15 protein-coding genes are annotated in these 15693 nt (G+C 60.9%); 12 read left to right on the forward strand and 3 right to left on the reverse strand.

Annotated features, from left to right (window positions below; genetic code table 11):
* Positions 1-12: 12 nt before the first annotated feature.
* Both ispG and AAA021_RS05075 read left to right on the forward strand, forming a co-directional pair.
* Entirely contained in the window at positions 13-1095 is a 1083-nt protein-coding gene (ispG, locus tag AAA021_RS05070) for a flavodoxin-dependent (E)-4-hydroxy-3-methylbut-2-enyl-diphosphate synthase (protein WP_349088268.1), read from the forward strand.
* On the forward strand, positions 1096-2817 hold the full coding sequence (locus tag AAA021_RS05075) for a proline--tRNA ligase (protein ID WP_349088269.1): 1722 nt from the start codon (positions 1096-1098) through the stop codon (positions 2815-2817).
* A gap of 178 nt (positions 2818-2995) precedes the next feature.
* Here the strand turns inward: AAA021_RS05075 and AAA021_RS05080 are convergent, their stop codons facing one another.
* The 3 genes from AAA021_RS05080 to rpmB all read right to left on the reverse strand — a co-directional run bounded on the left by AAA021_RS05080 (position 2996) and on the right by rpmB (position 7188).
* The gene (locus tag AAA021_RS05080) at positions 2996-3760 is read right to left on the reverse strand and encodes an aminoglycoside phosphotransferase family protein (RefSeq protein ID WP_035138543.1); all 765 of its coding nucleotides are present in this window, start codon (positions 3758-3760) and stop codon (positions 2996-2998) included.
* Between the two features lie 88 nt (positions 3761-3848).
* Positions 3849-6497, reverse strand: coding sequence for a bifunctional acetaldehyde-CoA/alcohol dehydrogenase (gene adhE / locus AAA021_RS05085; RefSeq protein ID WP_349088270.1), 2649 nt, complete (start codon positions 6495-6497; stop codon positions 3849-3851).
* Between the two features lie 502 nt (positions 6498-6999).
* The gene (gene rpmB, locus AAA021_RS05090; protein WP_022094725.1) at positions 7000-7188 is read right to left on the reverse strand and encodes a 50S ribosomal protein L28; all 189 of its coding nucleotides are present in this window, start codon (positions 7186-7188) and stop codon (positions 7000-7002) included.
* Positions 7189-7639: 451 nt separating this feature from the next.
* On the opposite strand from rpmB, the gene pyrR reads away from it, so the two are divergent.
* The 10 genes from pyrR to thiI all read left to right on the forward strand — a co-directional run bounded on the left by pyrR (position 7640) and on the right by thiI (position 15613).
* Positions 7640-8224, forward strand: a complete 585-nt coding sequence (gene pyrR, locus AAA021_RS05095) for a bifunctional pyr operon transcriptional regulator/uracil phosphoribosyltransferase PyrR (protein WP_161144696.1) — start codon at positions 7640-7642, stop codon at positions 8222-8224.
* A 4-nt stretch (positions 8225-8228) separates the two neighbouring features.
* Positions 8229-9173: an aspartate carbamoyltransferase catalytic subunit gene (locus tag AAA021_RS05100; protein WP_055309882.1), complete on the forward strand. Its 945-nt coding sequence runs from the start codon at positions 8229-8231 to the stop codon at positions 9171-9173.
* Positions 9157-10446, forward strand: coding sequence for a dihydroorotase (locus AAA021_RS05105; RefSeq protein WP_349088271.1), 1290 nt, complete (start codon positions 9157-9159; stop codon positions 10444-10446). The genes AAA021_RS05100 and AAA021_RS05105 overlap by 17 nt, the downstream gene beginning before the upstream one ends.
* A gap of 116 nt (positions 10447-10562) precedes the next feature.
* Positions 10563-11330 carry a dihydroorotate dehydrogenase electron transfer subunit gene (locus AAA021_RS05110; RefSeq protein WP_349088305.1) on the forward strand — a complete coding sequence of 256 codons (768 nt, stop codon included), beginning with the start codon at positions 10563-10565 and terminating at the stop codon, positions 11328-11330.
* Positions 11330-12253 (forward strand): dihydroorotate dehydrogenase, encoded by a 924-nt coding sequence (locus tag AAA021_RS05115; RefSeq protein ID WP_022094721.1) that lies wholly within the window; start codon positions 11330-11332, stop codon positions 12251-12253. The genes AAA021_RS05110 and AAA021_RS05115 overlap by 1 nt, the downstream gene beginning before the upstream one ends.
* Entirely contained in the window at positions 12247-12963 is a 717-nt protein-coding gene (pyrF, locus tag AAA021_RS05120; protein WP_035138533.1) for an orotidine-5'-phosphate decarboxylase, read from the forward strand. Before AAA021_RS05115 ends, pyrF begins: the two co-directional genes overlap by 7 nt.
* A 239-nt stretch (positions 12964-13202) precedes the next feature.
* Positions 13203-13511, forward strand: a complete 309-nt coding sequence (gene mihF / locus AAA021_RS05125) for an integration host factor, actinobacterial type (protein ID WP_006236130.1) — start codon at positions 13203-13205, stop codon at positions 13509-13511.
* Positions 13512-14081: a guanylate kinase gene (gene gmk / locus AAA021_RS05130; protein WP_138374178.1), complete on the forward strand. Its 570-nt coding sequence runs from the start codon at positions 13512-13514 to the stop codon at positions 14079-14081.
* A 5-nt stretch (positions 14082-14086) separates the two neighbouring features.
* Entirely contained in the window at positions 14087-14368 is a 282-nt protein-coding gene (locus tag AAA021_RS05135) for a DNA-directed RNA polymerase subunit omega (protein ID WP_035138532.1), read from the forward strand.
* Positions 14369-15613 carry a tRNA uracil 4-sulfurtransferase ThiI gene (gene thiI, locus AAA021_RS05140; protein ID WP_022094718.1) on the forward strand — a complete coding sequence of 415 codons (1245 nt, stop codon included), beginning with the start codon at positions 14369-14371 and terminating at the stop codon, positions 15611-15613.
* Positions 15614-15693 lie beyond the last annotated feature (80 nt).

Here is a 15693-nt window from a genome sequence, read left to right on the forward strand (position 1 = left end):
GGAGTGTTTGGATTGTCTTTATCCCATCCTTTGCCTCGCGAGTTGACGCGCCCCGTGCATGTAGGTGGCGTGCAGATCGGTGGTGGCGCTCCGGTCGTGGTTCAGTCCATGACCTGCACCGATACCTCTGATGCCCAGGCAACGCTTGCGCAAGTGTGCGCGTTGGTGCAGGCTGGCTGCGATATCGTGCGCGTGAGCGTGCCCACCGAGGCCGCGCTTGAGGGTTTCCGCACCATCTGTGCTGAGTCTCCGGTGCCGATCGTCGCCGATATTCACTTTAACCACAAGCTGGCCATTGGCGCTGTGGAGGCCGGTGCTGCCAAGCTCCGCATCAATCCCGGCAACATTGGCGATTGGGCCAAGGTCGATGCCGCGATCGATGCCGCGGGCGCCGCTGGGTGCGCGATTCGTATCGGCGTCAATGCCGGTTCGCTTGAGCAGGATATCGCCGAGCGCGACGACCTTACGCAGCCCGAAAAGCTCGTGATGTCGAGCGAGCGCTTCGTCAAGCACTTTGAGGACCGCGGCTTTACGAACATTGTGCTTTCGGCCAAGGCCCATAGCGTGCAAACGACGCTCGATACCTATCGAGCCCTGTCGCGTGAGATTCCCCACGTTCCGCTTCACCTGGGCGTAACCGAGGCGGGTACCAAGCTTCAGGGCACCATTAAGAGCTCGGTGGGCCTTGGTATTCTGCTGTCTGAGGGTATCGGTGACACCATGCGCGTCTCTCTCACGGCCGATCCGGTTGAGGAGCCGCCGGTCGCCTGGGGAATTTTGCAGTCGCTGGGCCTGCGTCGCCGTGGTCCCGAGATTGTCTCGTGCCCCACGTGCGCCCGCTGCCAGGTTAACCTCATTCCCATCGCCGAGGAGGTCACCGAGCGGCTTAAGAACTACTCCGCGCCGCTTTCGATCGCCGTTATGGGATGCGCGGTCAATGGCCCCGGCGAGGCCTCTGACGCCGACTTGGGCGTTGCCTGCGGACGAGGTCAGGGCCTGCTCTTTTCGCATGGCCAGATCATTGGTAAAGTAGCTGAGGATCAAATTGTCGACGCGCTGATGGCCGAGGTCGACAAACTTATTGAGGAGAAGTAAATGACTCGAGCAATGTATATGTCTAAGCTCTATGCGCCGACGCTTAAAGAGGATCCGGCGGACGCTGAGCTCGCCAGCCACCGCCTGCTGCTCCGTGCCGGCATGATCCGCAAGGAGGCCGCCGGTCTGTATTCTTATCTGCCGCTCGCATGGCGCTCGATCCGCAAGATCGAGAACATCGTGCGCGACGAGATGGACGCCGCCGGCGCCCAGGAGCTCATGATGCCCATCATGGTCGATGCCGAGCTGTGGCGTGAGTCCGGTCGTATCGATGCCTATGGCAAGGAGCTTGTGCGCTTTGACGATCGTCATGGTCGCGAGTTCGTCCTGGGCCCCACGCACGAGGAGACCGTCACGGCCCTGGTGCGCAACGAGCTGCGCTCCTACAAACAGCTGCCCGTTAACCTGTACCACATCCAGGATAAGTTCCGCGACGAGTTCCGTCCCCGCTTTGGCCTGATGCGCGGCCGCGAGTTCATCATGAAGGACGCCTATAGCTTCTCCGCCACGCAGGAGAGCCTGCAGGAGGAGTACGACAAGATGAAGCAGGCCTATGCCAACATTTGCGAGCGCTGCTACATCAAGGCTCTGCCCGTTGTCGCCGACTCCGGCGAGATCGGCGGCGACACTTCCGTCGAGTACATGGCTCTGGCCGACGCCGGCGAGGCTTCGCTGGTCTACTGCGACGATTGCGGCTTTGCTGCCGATGACGAGGCTGCAAGCACCAAGGTCGTTGTGACCGAGGGCCCCGGCGATGGTACGCTTACCAAGGTTGAGACTCCGGGTATGGGCACCATCGAGGCCGTTGCAAAGTTCTTCGGCTTCCCCGAGAACGGTACGCGAAAGTCGCTGGCACTCATCGACGCTGAGGGCAAGCCGGTCGTGGCCATTGTCCCGGGCGACCACGAGCTCAATGACTGCAAGGCCGAGCATGTCTTTGGCAAGGGCTATCGCATGATGACCGACGAGGAGCTTCAGGCGAACGGCCTGCACAAGGGCTTTATCGGACCGGTCAACCTGCCCGAGGGCATCCGTCTGGTGTGCGACGAGAGCCTGCGCGAGTCCAAGCAGTGGGCCTGCGGTGCCAACGAGGTCGATTATCACTTTACCGGGGCCTGTCCCGAACGCGACTTTACCGTCGACGAGTGGGCCGACCTGGTCACCGTCGTTGCCGGCGATCCCTGCCCGCACTGCGGCAAGCCGCTCTCTGCTGCTCGCGGCATCGAGGTCTCCCAGGTCTTCCAGCTGGGCACCAAGTATTCCGAGGCCATGGGTGCCACCTTTATGGACGAGGACGGCAAAGAGAAGCCGCTCATCATGGGTTGCTACGGCGTGGGCGTGTCCCGCTCGCTTGCTGCCGTCGTGGAGCAGCACAACGACGAGCACGGCATCGTCTGGCCGGTCTCCGTTGCCCCGTACGAGGTCGCGGTGATTCCGCTCGATCCCAAGAAGGAGGAGTGCGCTACCGTCTGCGAGCAGATCGTTGATGGCCTGTGTGCCGAGGGCATCGAGGTCGTCGTCGACGACCGCGACGAGCGTCCCGGCTTTAAGTTTGCCGATAACGACCTTATGGGTTTCCCGTATCAGGTCGTTCTGGGTAAGCGTGGCCTCAAGAATGGTACTGTGGAGCTCAAGGACCGTGCTACGGGCGAGCGCGAGGACGTGGCGATCGACGAGGTCGTTGCCAAGGTTGCCGAGCTTGTTAAGGCAGCCCGCCGTTAATCGACGATTTCGCTTGTAGTTCGATATGTGGGACGGCCCCGCATTTCTCCAATCGGGGAGATGCGGGGCCGTCCTATTATCTTGTAGCATCCTCGATATCTAAAAGGAAAACCCCACAGCCAATGCGAGCTGCGGGGTTTTCCATTGTGCCTCCGATGCGAAATAAATCGCTCAGATATTACTGATAATCGACGACGTCGATCCAGTTCTTCAGGAACTCATCGTTCACGTTGCGCTTACGAGCGAGCTCGGAAGCGGCGACGATGCTCGTCCACTGACGCACGACCTGCATGGGCATGTCGGCACGGTCGCAGTAGAGCTCCAGGTAGGCCTCAGCCTGATCCTTGCTGTTGAGGGCAAAGAGCAGGTAGGTGGTGGCAACGTCGGCAGCAGGGGAGCCCTGGGTGGCGTGTGCCCAGTCGCACACATAGAGCTGGCCGTCGTCGCCGACGATGACGTTGGAGGGGTTGAAGTCGCCGTGGCAGACCTTGAACTCCTTGGTCATGCCGTCCAGACGCTCCTGAAGGTTGTAGCGCGTGGTGGCATTGAGCTGATCAAGGCTGTCGATCATGCGGGCGTACTTGTCACGCTGACGGTTGAGCAGCGGGGAGGTGTAGCCGTGGATCTCGATCTGGAGGTCGACGAACATCTCGAGGTACTCACCAAAGCGCTGGGGCTCGGCAGTCATCTTCTCGGCAAGGGTGGTGCCCGGAACCTTCTCGGTCACGAGCGCCCAGCCGTTGGCGTTCTCGAGCTGGGAAACCTCGAGCGCCTTGGGGCTGCGGATGCCGCACTCATTGATGCGGGCAAGATTCAAAGCCTCGTTGAACACGTCGGAGACAGGCTTGGTCTCGTTAAAGACCTTGACAATCTTGTCGCCCAGGTCGTAAACGACCTTGTTGCCACGGCGGACGAGCTCGGTCTTGGAATCGGGTAGCAGCATGGTTGCATCCTTTCAACGATGCGATAGAAGCGACGGCGGGGGTGTGTGAAACACCCGTGCACCCCCGCCGTTAAAAACCGTGCTAAAACTAGCAGACGGCGTAATCCTGGGGCTCGCGGCCGTAGTAGGCGTCCAGGTAGAGCTCCTTGATCTCGCTCATGAGCGGGTAGCGCGGGTTGGCGCCGGTGCACTGGTCGTTGAATGCCTGCTCGGTCATTTCGTCGAGGGTGTCGAGGAAGTACTGCTCGTCAACACCGTAGTCAGCGATGGTCTTCTTGACGCCGATGAAGTCCTTGAGCTCTTCGAGCTTCGTGATGAAGTTCTCGAAGACCTCCTTGTCGTCCTTGCCCTCGATGCCGCAGTACTTGGCCATCTCGGCGTAGTTGTGCAGCGCGTTGGGGTAAGGATACTGGGAGAAGGTACCCATCTTGACGGGAGCCTCGGCGGCGTTGTAGCGCATGACGCGGGTCAGGATGACAGCGTTTGCGAGGCCGTGGGGCAGGTGATGGAAAGCGCCGAGCTTGTGGGCCATGGAGTGGTTGAGGCCCAGGAAGGCGTTGGCGAAGGCCATACCGGCCATGCAGGAGGCGTTGTGCATCTCCTCGCGGGCGTGCGGGTCCTTGGCGCCGTTCGTGAAGCTGGAGGGCAGGTTCTCGAAGACGAGCTTGGCAGCGCGCTCGGAGAGGCCCTTGGTGTAGTCGGAAGCCATGATGGAGACGTAGGACTCGATGGCGTGGGTCATGACGTCGATGCCGGAGGCAGCGGTCAGGCCGCGCGGGGCGGTCATGCAGTTGTCGGCGTCGACGATAGCCATGTTGGGGAGCAGCGCGTAGTCGGCGAGCGGCCACTTGATGCCGGTCTCCTTGTCGGTGATGATGGCGAACGGCGTGCACTCGGAGCCGGTACCCGAGGAGGTCGGGACGGCGACGAAGTAGGCCTTCTTGCCCATCTCGGGGAAGGTGAAGATACGCTTGCGGATGTCCATGAAGTCCATGGCCATGTCCTCAAACTTGCACTCGGGGTGCTCGTACATCATCCACATGATCTTGCCGGCGTCCATAGCGGAGCCACCGCCGACGGCGATGATGACGTCCGGCTCAAAGAGAGCCATCTGCTTGGCGCCGCGACGTGCGCACTGCAGCGACGGATCGGGCTCGACGTCGTAGAAGCAGTCGTGGGCGATGCCCATCTCGTCGAGCTTGGCCTCGATGGCGCGGGTGTTGCCATTCTTGAAGAGGAACTGGTCGGTGACGATGAAGGCGCGCTTCTTGCCCATGACGTTGCCCAGCTCGTCGAGGGCGACGGGCGTGGAACCCTTCTTGAAGTAGACCTTCTCGGGAGCGCGGAACCACAGCATGTTCTCACGGCGCTCGGCCACAGTCTTAACGTTGATCAAGTGCTTCACCCCAACGTTCTCGGAGACGGAGTTGCCGCCCCAGGAGCCGCAGCCCAGGGTCAGAGACGGCTTCATGCCAAAGTTGTACAGGTCACCGATGCCGCCGTGCGAGGACGGGGTGTTGATGACGATACGGCAGGCCTTCATGACGTGCTCGAACAGGCTGATCTTCTCGGCCTGGGCGGGGTACACGTACAGAGAGGCGGTGTGGCCCGGGCCACCGGCGAGCACCAGGTGCTCGGCCTTGTCGACGGCCTCCTGGAAGTCCTTGGCGTGGTACATGGCCAGGACCGGGGAGAGCTTCTCGTGGGAGAACTCCTCCTTGGCGGGGTCGGTGGAGGTGACCTCGGCGATCAGGATCTTGGTCTTGGCGGGAACCTCGATGCCGGCGAGCTCGGCGATCTTGGCAGCGGCCATGCCGGGGATGCGGTGATCGAGAGCGCCGTTCTTGAACATGGCGGCACGCAGGGCCTCCATTTCGGCACCCTGCTTGACGAAGTAGCAGCCGCGCTTCTGGAACTCGGCCTTAACCTGGTCATAGATGCTGTCGATGACAGTCACGGACTGCTCGGAAGCGCAGATCATGCCGTTGTCGAAGGTCTTGGAGTGGATGATGGAGTTGACGGCGAGCAGCACGTCGGCGGTGTCGTCGATGACGACCGGGGTGTTACCGGCGCCAACGCCCAGGGCGGGCTTGCCCGAGGAGTAAGCGGCCTTGACCATGCCCGGGCCACCGGTGGCGAGGATGATGTCGACGTCGCGCATGACCATGTTGGTCAGCTCGATGGAGGGGACATCGACCCAGCCGATGATGCCCTCGGGGGCGCCGGCCTTGACGGCGGCGTCAAGCACGAGCTTGGCGGCGGCGATGGTGCACTTGGCGGCTGCCGGGTGCGGGGAGATGATGATGGCGTTGCGGGTCTTCAGGCAGATCAGCGTCTTGAAGATCGCGGTGGAGGTGGGGTTGGTCGTCGGGATGACGGCGCCCACGATGCCGATGGGCTCGGCGATCTTGGTGATGCCGTAAGCCTCGTCGCGCTCCAGGACACCACAGGTCTTGGTGTTCTTGTAAGCGTTGTAGATGTACTCTGCGGCGTAGTGGTTCTTGATGACCTTGTCCTCAAGAACGCCGCGGCCGGTCTCCTCGATGGCCAACTTCGCCAACGGGATACGAGCCTTGTTGGCGGCCATGGCGGCCTCATAGAAGATCTTGTCGACCTGCTCCTGCGTGTACGTAGCAAAAAGCGCCTGGGCCTCTCGCATCTGAGCGAGCTTAGCCTCAAGCGCCTCTACGTTGTCCACAATTGCGGGAGTAGTGTTTTCCGGTGACTTTTTCACCATTTGTGTCTCCTTGCGATCGGAGATTTACCCTACGCCTTGCATGATAGCAAGAAATTATTCGGCGAACGGTAAGATTCCTCTAAAAGGCACACTAAAACGCTTCAATAAAATGAATCGTTTTAACCTAAACTATCTGCCTGCTGCATCGCCCCGCTCATTGGGTACAGACTCTCATGAGTATTTCAATGGGAAAACGGGACATCTGTTTGATAATCGCTATTCGCGGGTCGCGGTTGAGTTGGACACACAGGCGGTGCAGCTACTCGATTACATCCATTTCAATCCCGTGTAAGGTGCGTCCGACTCGCTCGAGGCGTACCGTTAGTTACAAGGCATACCAGCTGCGCTATGATCCCTTTGACATCTGCAAACCCTCATATAAGTCTGTCCTAAATGAGTGCAAAAAGGCGCCCTCCGTAGGGGAGGGCGCCTTTGGTAAGTTCTATGTGAACGCGAGGTCTTTGACCCGGAGAGTCCGAGGTACTTGTTGGTAAGACCTTATTTAGGAGCGCGCAACCTTGCCAGACTTGAGGCAGGTGGAGCAAACGTTCATCTTGCGACGGTGACCATCGACGACGACGTAGACGCGCTGGATGTTGGGGCGGAACTTACGGTTGGTGACGCGGTGAGAGTGGCTGATGGAGCGACCGGCAACGGGGTGCTTACCGCAAACTTCGCAAACTTTGGACATAACTGACCCTCCTTGGGCGACAAACGAACATGTCGCGTTAACAAACAAGCCTGAACTATAGCACAGAAGCAGCTCCCTGTGCGTAATCTACACAGAGATATTCCTCTTTTGGCGATAGTGCTCACGCCACGGCCCTGGACGTAGATCCGATTTGCGTGCAGCAGAGGGGATTATGCCAGCTCGTGCGTGCGTTTTCAAGCTCGTCCCACAAATATATATAGGTTTATGGAGCATTGGGCTCCGTTTACGGATTGCTCTGTATTTATGCTCGCAATTAAGTTCGAGGTTGGCTACACTATCCCTTGACCATTAAAGGGGTACGAGATACCCACATGGAATTACATAGCTGCCAAAGAGCAGCCTTTCCTGTGGGTGTCTGGTCCGCTTTAAGCGGTCGGGCATCTATTTTTTTGACTGTGTCAGCAGTCAAGACATGTGAGGAAGGAGATCGATGGGCACGACTTCCCCCAAGGCGGTCATCATGGACGAGACCGCCGTCAATCGAGCGATGACCCGCATCGCGCACGAGATTCTCGAGCGCAACGAGGGCTGTGAAGACCTCGCTCTGGTCGGCATCGTCACGCGCGGCGACCTTCTGGCAAAGAAGCTCGTCGAGGAGATCAAGGAGATCGAGGGCGTCGACGTTCCGCTCGGCAGCCTGGACATCAGCTTCTACCGCGATGACTATGCGACCAATTTCGCTCCCGCGATCCACGCTACCAACATTCCCTTCAGCGTCGACGGCAAGCGCGTCGTGCTGGTGGACGACATCCTGTATACGGGTCGTACCATCCGCGCCGCTCTCGACGCCGTTATGGACCTGGGCCGTCCGAGCCGCATTGAGCTGGCAGTCCTCGTTGACCGCGGCCACCGCGAGCTCCCCATCTCGCCGGACTTTGTCGGCAAGAACGTTCCCTCGTCGCATGAGGAGAACGTGCACCTATATATGAAGGAAGTCGACGGCCACACCGCCGTCGAGATTAACGACGTCGCGCCGGGTTCCCACGTGGGCTCCGCGCCGCTGGGAGGTGAGTAGTACCGTGGCGTTCAACCATAAGCACCTGATCGACATTACCGAGTACTCCGAAGAGGACATCAAGCTCATCCTCGAGACCGCCAAGGCGTTCTCCGAGGTCAACGAGCGTGCGATCAAGAAGGTCCCCACTCTCAAGGGCAAGACCATCGTCAACATGTTCAACGAGCCCTCGACGCGCACCCGTAGCTCCTTCGAGCTCGCCGAGAAGCGTCTTTCGGCCGACAGCCTTAACTTTGGCGGCTCCTCGACCTCCACGGTCAAGGGCGAGAGCCTCGTCGACACCGTTGAGACCCTCAACGCTTATAAGATCGACTGCATTGTCGTGCGCGACAAGCACGCCGGCGCTCCCTACATCGTCACGCAGAACTCGCCCGCAAGCGTCATCTGCGCCGGTGACGGCAAGCACAACCATCCTACGCAGGCCCTGCTCGACCTGTACACCATCTGGGAGCACAAGGGTGACTTCCACGGTCTGAAGGTCGCCGTCGTCGGCGATATCGCCCACTCCCGTGTCTGCGGCTCGCTGATCCCCGCCCTTAAGATCATGGGCTGCGAGACCTACGCCGTCGCCCCCGGCACGCTGCTGCCGCCGTCGCCCGAGGTCCTGGGCTGCGACCACGTGACGAGCGACCTCGATTCCGTCCTGCCCGAGCTGGACGTCGTCTACATGCTGCGCGTGCAACAGGAGCGCCTCGAGGGTGCCCCGTTCCCGACCATTCGCGAGTACCACAAGCTCTTCGGCCTGACCAAGGACCGCGAGAAGCTCATGAAGCCCGACGCGATCATCTGCCACCCGGGCCCCATCAACCGCGGCGTCGAGTTCGACTCCTATATGGCCGACCACCCGCAACGCTCCGTCATCCTGGAGCAGGTCTACGCCGGTATCTGCGTGCGTATGGCTATCCTGTATCTGCTGCTTGGAGGTGCCGATAATGGCCTTGCTTCTTAAGAATGCCCACGTCGTCGACCCGTCCGTCGAGCTTGACGGTGTCGTTGACGTCCTGATTGACGGCGACAAGATCGCCGAGGTCGGCGAGAATCTCGCCGTCGAGGGAGCCGAGGTCCGCGACCTTTCCGGCAAGTACCTCGTCCCCGGCCTGGTGGATATGCACGTCCACCTTCGCGAGCCCGGCTATGAGGTCAAAGAGGACATCGAGAGCGGCACCCGCGCAGCTGCCAAGGGCGGCTTTACCGGCGTGTGCGCCATGCCCAACACCGATCCCGTCACCGATAACGGCACCGTCGTGGAGTTCGTCAAGTCCCGCGCTGCCGAGGTCGGTCACTGCCGCGTCTATCCGTCGGGCGCCATGACCCGCGGTCTTAAGGGCGAGGCCATGTCCGAGATGGGCGATATGGTCGCCCACGGCGCCGTCGCCTTCACCGACGACGGTCGCGGCGTGCAGGGCGCGGGTATGCTCCGTCGTTGCATGGACTACGGCAAGATGTTCGGCAAGGTCTTTATGAGCCACTGCCAGGACGAGGACCTGGTCGGCCACGGCCAGATCAACGAGGGCAAGGTTTCGACCCGTCTGGCTCTCGAGGGCTGGCCGGCTGCCGGCGAGGAGCTCCAGATCGCCCGCGACATCGAGATCGCCAAGCTGACCGGTGCCAAGCTGCACATCCAGCACATTTCCACCGCCCATGGCCTGGAGATCGTGCGTGCCGGCAAGGCCGCTGGCGTTCAGGTTACCTGCGAGGCCACCCCGCACCACATGTTCCTGACCGAGAACGATCTAGACGAGACCTACAACACCTCGCTCAAGGTCAACCCGCCGCTGCGTACCGAGGAGGATGCCGAGGCCATCCGTCAGGGCGTCATCGACGGCACCGTCGACGTTATCGTCACCGATCACGCTCCCCACACCCCGTGGGAGAAGGCCCGCGAGTTCGAGCTTGCGCCCTTTGGCATGATCGGTCTCGAGACCTCGCTGTCGCTCGTGCTCACCGAGCTGGTCAACACGGGTAAGATGAGCATGGACCGCATGGTCGAGCTCATGGCCATCAAGCCGCGTGAGATCCTGGGCCTCGACCAGGTTCAGGTCAAGGCGGGCTCCGTTGCCGACCTGACCGTGTTCGACGCGTCCGCCACCTGGACGGTCGGCGAGGACGGTTACGAGTCGCGCGCCGAGAACTCCGGTTTCGCCGGCCGCACGCTCACCGGTCGTGCCACCGATGTGTTTGTCGGCGGTAAGCAGACGCTCGCCGACGGCTGCATCTGCTAGCATAGCCTTATCGCTTTTGTGCGCGGTGCCCTTGCGGTGCCGCGCTTTCTGTTCGTTTTGACCATGCAATTGCATGGGGGATTGGAGCGTCTATGCCCACACCTTCCACTGCACGCATGCACGACTTCGAGGTCGTCTCGAACCAGGAGATCGCCGACGGCATCTTCTCGCTCGTTATTTCGGCCCCCAAGCTTGCAAGTGCGCTCAAGCCCGGTCAGTTTGTGAACATCGCCGTGCCCGGCGATGCGTCCTCGCTGCTTCGCGTGCCCCTGAGCTTCTATCGCGCCGACGCCCAGGCCGGTACCGTCGAGCTGTGGTACGCCGTCGTGGGCGACGATACCCGTCGTTTGTCCCAGATGGGCCCTGGCTCCACCTCTAACCTGCTGGGCCCCGGTGGTCGTGGTTGGATGGTACCCGAGGGCACCAGGAAGGCGCTGCTCGTGGCGGGCGGCATCGGCGTTCCGCCCGTGCTGTGCCTCGCCGGCATGCTTGCCGAGCAGGGTGTGGCCGTCGACGTGTGCCTGGGCTTTGGCACCGCGTCCAAGGCCGTGGGTGTCGATGAGTTCCGCGCGCTGGGCGCCACGGTCAACGTTTGCACCGATGATGGCACGCTGGGCACGCACGGTTTTTGCACCGACCCGGCAGCCGAGCTGCTCGGCGAGGGCGGCTACGACTATGTGGCCAGCTGCGGCCCCGCTGTCATGATGAAGAAAGTCGCCGCCGCTGCCGCCGAGGCCGGTGCGTACTGCGAGGTGTCGCTTGAGCGCATGATGAGCTGTGGCTTTGGCGCCTGCAACACCTGCAATGTCGAGACGGTCGACGGTATGAAGGGTGCTTGCATGTGCGGCCCCGTGTTCGATGCTTCCAAGGTGGTGGTCTTCTAGTGGGTACCGTGAACATGGCCGTCGATTTCGGCGGCGTCAAGATGCAGAACCCCATCAACACCGCAGCCGGTACTTTTGGTTACGGTTGGCAGTTCCAGAACTTCTTTGATGTTTCCCAGCTGGGCGCCATCACCACCAAGGGTTGCGCAGCCGAGCCCTGGCCCGGCAACCCCGCGCCCCGCATGGCCGAGATCCCCGGCGGTATGATCAACTCCGTGGGCCTTCAGAACCCCGGCGTGGCCGCCTTTGCCCGCGAGTCCGGCCCGTGGCTCGAGCAACTGTCCAAGGACGGTTGCCAGGTCATCTGTCAGGTTGCCGGCCACTCCGTTGACGAGTTTGTGCGCGCGCTCGAGATGTATGTCGAGCTATGCCCCTGGGCTGCCGGCTACGAGATCAACGTGAGCTGCCCTAACATCGCCGCCGGCGGTGCCGCCATGGGCTCTACGCCCGAGGGCGCCTCTTCCGTTATGGCTGCCTGCCGCAAGGTGACCGATAAGCCGCTGTTCGTGAAGATGGCGCCGGTCAACGTCGCCGAGATCGCCAAGGCCCTCGAAGCCGCCGGCGCCGACGGCCTTTCGGTCATTAACTCCATCCAGGGCATGGCCATCGACGTCCATACCCGCAAGTCCCGCGTGGCAAAGCCCAAGGGCGGCCTTTCGGGCCCGCTGTGCCACCACATCGCCGTGCGCATGGTCTGGGAGGTCGCCCAGGCCGTCGATATCCCCATCAACGGTGTCGGCGGTGTCATGACCGGCGAGGATGCGGCCGAGTTTATCCTGGCCGGTGCCACCTGCGTGTCGGTTGGCATGGCCAACTTCGTCGATCCGTGCGCTTCGCTCAAGATCGCGCATGAGCTCGAGGCCTGGGCCGAGTCCCAGGGCGTAAAGGACATCAACGAGCTGGTAGGTGCTTTCGAATGCTAGAGACCGATGCCCGCGACCGCGTAATCGTCGCCCTCGACTGCGATCGTGAGCGTGCGCTCGAGCTTGCCCACGAGCTTTCGGGTCATGCCGCCTGGCTTAAGGTTGGTATGACGCTCTATTACGCTGAGGGCCCCGAGATCGTCAAGACCTTTAAGGACCTGGGCTTTAAGGTCTTCCTTGACCTTAAGTTCCATGATATTCCGCATCAGGTTCGCGGTGCCGCCCGTTCGGCCTCGCTTGCCGGTGCCGACCTGCTCTCGGTTCACGGCTTGGGTTCGGGCGCCATGCTCGCTGCCTGCCGCGAGGGTGCCGAGGAGGCGCGCGAGGACCGCGCCAAGCTCGTCGCCATCACCGTGCTCACGAGCATGAATCAGGATGCCTTGAGCGAGATCGGCGTCGAGTCGCCCGTGGCCGAGGAGGCCGCCCGCCTGGCAAAGCTCGCTCAGGCCAACGGCATCGATGGCATCGTGTGCTCGCCGATGGAGGCTCACGACATGCGTGAGCTGCTGGGTCCCGATGCCCTGATCGTGACTCCGGGTGTGCGTCCGGTGGGCGCCGCCTTAGGTGACCAGTCCCGCGTGGCGACGCCTTCCCAGGCTATCGAGCGTGGCGCAAGCCATATTGTGGTGGGCCGTCCCATCACCGGTGCCGACGATCCGGTTGCCGCCTTTGACGCCATCGTCGCCGAGCTGGTCGAAAACGTCGCGTAAAAGATTCCCCTAAGTCACCACTTTTGGGTCTCATTAGCACAAAATAGCCCCTGTGCCTGCGTAAACTTTCCCATCCTTTGTGTGGAATCGCAGGTCAGGGGCTTAACTTTGGGCGCAGTATATTGCACTTTTTGCGGGTATCGTCTAACCTATGGAGCCGCGATTGGGCATTTTGTACGTTCTACGTGCTAAAATGCCAATTATTGAATCAGATATAACCCAACTATTTGGAGGTACGAATGGCACTCCCTCAGCTTACCGATGAGCAGCGTAAGCAGGCTCTTGAGAAGGCTGCTGCCGCACGTCACGCCCGCGCTGAGCTTCGCGAGCAGATCAAGAAGGGCGAGAAGTCCCTCGAGTCCGTGCTCAACTCCGATGACCCCATCGCTTCCCGCATGAAGGTTTCCACCCTCATTGAGTCTCTCCCTGGTTATGGCAAGGCCAAGGCCGCCAAGATCATGGAGGAGCTCGGCATCTCCGCTACCCGTCGCGTTCAGGGCCTTGGCGTCCGTCAGCGCGAGCAGCTCCTCGAGCAGCTGACCAAATAAGTGAGCGCTCAGGATTCCAAGCTCTTTGTGATTTCTGGACCGTCAGGCGCGGGCAAGGGCACGCTCGTCACTCGTGTGCGCGAGCGTCGCTCTAACCTGGGCCTGACGGTTTCGGCTACCACGCGAGCCCCACGCAAAGGCGAGGTCGATGGCGTCAATTACTTTTTCCTGACGCGTGAGGAGTTCGACCGCCGCGTGGCAAACGGTGAGTTTGTTGAGTGGGCCGAGGTCCACGGTAACTGCTACGGCACGTTGGTGAGCGAGGTTCAGTCCAAGCTCGCCTCTGGTTCGTCTCTCATCTTGGAGATCGATGTCCAGGGTGCCCTGCAGGTGAAGGAGCGTTTCCCCGAGGCCGTGCTGATCTTTATCAAGCCGCCTTCGCTTGAGGTACTCCGCGAGCGTCTAGTCGGTCGCGGTACCGAGACGCCCGAGACGATTGAGCTGCGTATGGCAAACGCCGCCGATGAGCTTGCCCTTGCCGACCGCTACGACGACGTCGTGGTAAATGACGATCTCGACCGCGCGACCGATGAGCTCGTTCGCGTTCTCGATATGCATGAAAGGATCTGAGGTCCGTGTCCGTTGTAAAGCCTTGCATTGACGATCTTCTGGAGAAGACCGATCACAACCGCTTCCTGCTCGCTTCGCTTGCCTCCAAGCGCGCCTGCGACATCAATAGCATGCTGCGTGGCCAGCACAACCGCGTGCTTGCCGTCCAGGATGTCGATGACATCACCATCGGGCTTTCCGGTGCCGATACCATTTCGATGGCTATGGATGAGATTGTCGACGGCGACATCTCTTACGACGAGGCCCGTTATGAGAAGGCGCTCGGCCACAAGGTTGCTGAAGCCTAAATGGCGGCTCGCGTCTGCCTGGTCCACTATCACGAGGTTGGACTTAAGGGTAAGAACCGCGCACATTTTGAGCATATCCTCATGGATAACATCAAGGCGGCCTTGGCCGCCTTTTCCGTGAATGCCGTGTCTCGAATTTCCGGTTATATCCTCGTGACCTTTAACGAGCATCAGGCCGACGAGGCGGCTCGTGTCATTCGCACCGTTCCCGGCGTTGCTCGCGTGTCTTTGGCGTATCACACCAATCGCGACCCTCAGGAGTACTGTGCCGCCGCCGTGAAGGCGCTGCGTGAGTTTGGCCCCTTCGATTCGTTTAAGGTGCACGCCAAGCGCTCCAATACCGACTACGAGCTCACCTCGATTGATATCAATCGACAGGTTGGCGAGGTGCTGTGCGAGGCGTTCCCCGATAAAAAGGTTCAAATGCACGATCCCGACGCGATGGTTCACGTGCTGGTTGTTCAGGGTAGCGTTTATGTGTACGCGCGCTCCGAGCGCGGTGTGGGCGGTCTGCCGGTGGGCTCTGCCGGTAAGGTCGTGACCCTGCTGTCATCGGGTATCGACTCGCCGGTGGCGACCTGGATGCTCGCGCGACGCGGAGCCGTGTGCGTGCCGGTGCATTTTTCCGGTCGTCCGCAGACGCCAGATACCAGCGAGTATCTAGTGCAGGACATCATTCGCGCCCTTGAGCCGGGTGTCCAGATCGGCCGTCTGTATGTTGTGCCGTTTGGCGACTGCCAGCGCGAGATTTCGGTGACCTGTCCCAGCAACCTGCGCGTGATCATGTATCGCCGCATTATGTATTCGGTTGCCGAGCGCATTGCACACATCGAGGGCGCCAAGGCTATCGTGACGGGCGAATCGCTTGGGCAGGTTGCCTCCCAAACGCTTGAGAACATCATGGCCGTCAACGAGGCCGTGAAGATCCCCGTGTTCCGCCCTCTCATCGGTTCGGACAAGCAGGAGATCATCGCGCGCGCCGAGGAGATCGGTACGTTCGATATCTCGACTGAGGCCGCTCCCGACTGCTGCACGCTATTTATGCCGCGCCGTCCCGAGACGCACGCTAAACTCGATGCTGTGCATGAGGCCTGGGAGTTGTTCGATCACGAGGAGATGATCGAGCGCCTGCTCAAGCAGACCGAGTACATCGACTTCGAGAGCAACACGTATAAGGCCCCTAAGACCTTAAAGCGCAAACATTCGGAGCTTGCTCCGCGTGAGATTTACCAAGATCACGAGTAATTTTGTGCATAGACCGGCGATGCGTCTGCATCGTCGGTCTTTTGCTATCTGGGCATTTTGCGGCTAAGTGTTCATTTGCT

Origin of the sequence: Collinsella sp. CLA-JM-H32, assembly GCF_040098165.1 — a bacterium.
GTDB lineage: Bacteria > Actinomycetota > Coriobacteriia > Coriobacteriales > Coriobacteriaceae > Collinsella.